The sequence below is a fragment of the Helicobacter pylori genome (genome assembly GCF_006439795.1).
Classification (GTDB): Bacteria; Campylobacterota; Campylobacteria; order Campylobacterales; family Helicobacteraceae; genus Helicobacter; species Helicobacter pylori_CR.
In genome coordinates this window covers 1-2287 of the sequence record NZ_VEYL01000030.1, presented here as the reverse complement: position 1 = coordinate 2287, position 2287 = coordinate 1, and the positions used below count along the sequence as shown (strand labels likewise).

Here is a 2287-nt window from a genome sequence, read left to right as displayed (position 1 = left end):
ATAGTTTAAGCAAACCTTAAGCTTTCTATGACTATAATTTCATTTCCTTGTTTCAGCAAGGGCTTTTAAAAAGCCGCTTGATACCTTACAAGGATAGCTGATAAAGCAAACGATCTTTGAAAACTAAGCAAATTGATAGAAGTTCTTTTTAAAGGGATATTCTAAAATGATTTAAGGATGACTTATTATAAAAAGAGTGAGGGTTTCAATGACTTTCATTCTTGTATAAGAAATCCTTATCCAACTAGTGCCAATCAATTTCATTGGTTATGATGATTATATCATTATGATTAATGACTGAATGGCATGAGAGTATTTTATTCAGGTTAGCGTTTAGCTAAACCTTTTTAAAAAGTTTCTTTCTGTTTTGTTGTTGTAATACTTAAGAACACAACCCGTTTTATTCAATAATCAAATAAAACGAGTTCTTGTGACACGCTAAAGCTGTTGTTAGGAATAACAACAGCCTATCAAAAAACAAAAGAGCTTTAGGATAAACACTTTTATGGAGAGTTTGATCCTGGCTCAGAGTGAACGCTGGCGGCGTGCCTAATACATGCAAGTCGAACGATGAAGCTTCTAGCTTGCTAGAGTGCTGATTAGTGGCGCACGGGTGAGTAACGCATAGGTTATGTGCCTCTTAGTTTGGGATAGCCATTGGAAACGATGATTAATACCAGATACTCCCTACGGGGGAAAGATTTATCGCTAAGAGATCAGCCTATGTCCTATCAGCTTGTTGGTAAGGTAATGGCTTACCAAGGCTATGACGGGTATCCGGCCTGAGAGGGTGAACGGACACACTGGAACTGAGACACGGTCCAGACTCCTACGGGAGGCAGCAGTAGGGAATATTGCTCAATGGGGGAAACCCTGAAGCAGCAACGCCGCGTGGAGGATGAAGGTTTTAGGATTGTAAACTCCTTTTGTTAGAGAAGATAATGACGGTATCTAACGAATAAGCACCGGCTAACTCCGTGCCAGCAGCCGCGGTAATACGGAGGGTGCAAGCGTTACTCGGAATCACTGGGCGTAAAGAGCGCGTAGGCGGGATAGTCAGTCAGGTGTGAAATCCTATGGCTTAACCATAGAACTGCATTTGAAACTACTATTCTAGAGTGTGGGAGAGGTAGGTGGAATTCTTGGTGTAGGGGTAAAATCCGTAGAGATCAAGAGGAATACTCATTGCGAAGGCGACCTGCTGGAACATTACTGACGCTGATTGCACGAAAGCGTGGGGAGCAAACAGGATTAGATACCCTGGTAGTCCACGCCCTAAACGATGGATGCTAGTTGTTGGAGGGCTTAGTCTCTCCAGTAATGCAGCTAACGCATTAAGCATCCCGCCTGGGGAGTACGGTCGCAAGATTAAAACTCAAAGGAATAGACGGGGACCCGCACAAGCGGTGGAGCATGTGGTTTAATTCGATGATACACGAAGAACCTTACCTAGGCTTGACATTGAGAGAATCCGCTAGAAATAGTGGAGTGTCTAGCTTGCTAGACCTTGAAAACAGGTGCTGCACGGCTGTCGTCAGCTCGTGTCGTGAGATGTTGGGTTAAGTCCCGCAACGAGCGCAACCCCCTTTCTTAGTTGCTAACAGGTCATGCTGAGAACTCTAAGGATACTGCCTCCGTAAGGAGGAGGAAGGTGGGGACGACGTTAAGTCATCATGGCCCTTACGCCTAGGGCTACACACGTGCTACAATGGGGTGCACAAAGAGAAGCAATACTGCGAAGTGGAGCCAATCTTCAAAACGCCTCTCAGTTCGGATTGTAGGCTGCAACTCGCCTGCATGAAGTTGGAATCGCTAGTAATCGCAAATCAGCCATGTTGCGGTGAATACGTTCCCGGGTCTTGTACTCACCGCCCGTCACACCATGGGAGTTGTGTTTGCCTTAAGTCAGGATGCTAAATTGGCTACTGCCCACGGCACACACAGCGACTGGGGTGAAGTCGTAACAAGGTAACCGTAGGTGAACCTGCGGTTGGATCACCTCCTTTCTAGAGAAAAGCTTTTAACATTCGCTTGTTAAAAGCCAAAGAGTATTACCTGACAAAAGAACTTCTTGTTGCTTAGTTTTGAAAGATTGAAGTTATTTTTTCTTTTATAATTCTTGATTTTCATTTGATTTTTGATTTTGGTTTGATTGATTTTAATACTTGTTTTTGGTTTTTACTGCTTATGGCTTTTGTTGTTTCGCTTTGTTTTTCTTGTGTTTTGGTTGCTTGCTGTTTGCTCTTTAATTAAAGTTAGTGCTTTCTTGTTTGCTGTTTTAAATTCT

1 rRNA gene is annotated in these 2287 nt (G+C 43.2%); it reads left to right on the top strand.

Features of this window, described 5'->3' with window-relative positions:
• Window positions 1-502: 502 nt before the first annotated feature.
• Window positions 503-2006 (top strand): 16S ribosomal RNA (locus tag FIM66_RS07955).
• Window positions 2007-2287 lie beyond the last annotated feature (281 nt).